Annotated in this window: 1 protein-coding gene; it reads right to left on the minus strand. The window is 70.9% G+C overall.

Annotated features, from left to right (window positions below):
• The coding region (locus tag SB658_RS25820) for a hypothetical protein (protein WP_410603322.1) at positions 1-203 on the minus strand (203 nt) is incomplete at its 3' end.
• Between the last annotated feature and the right edge of the window lie 51 nt (positions 204-254).

Genomic DNA, 254 nt, shown 5'->3' on the forward strand with positions numbered 1-254 from the left:
TGCGAGGAGCCGACGACCACGTCGACCTGAGCGTAGCGCTCGGGGGCGAGCCCACCGCGGATGCCGGATTCGACGAGCACGCCCAGCCCCGTCACCAGGATGCTCGCGACGAAGATCGCCACCGCCACCCCGGCGAAGCTGGCGCGATTGTGGCGCAGATCGGCGCGCACGAGGCCGCCGAAGCTCAGACGCTGACCGGTCATCACCACTCCCCGAGCGAGCTCATGCGATCGGTGATCTGCGCGGGGGTCGCC

It is taken from the genome of Bacillus sp. SIMBA_008 (genome assembly GCF_046535495.1).
GTDB lineage: Bacteria > Bacillota > Bacilli > Bacillales > Bacillaceae > Bacillus > Bacillus subtilis.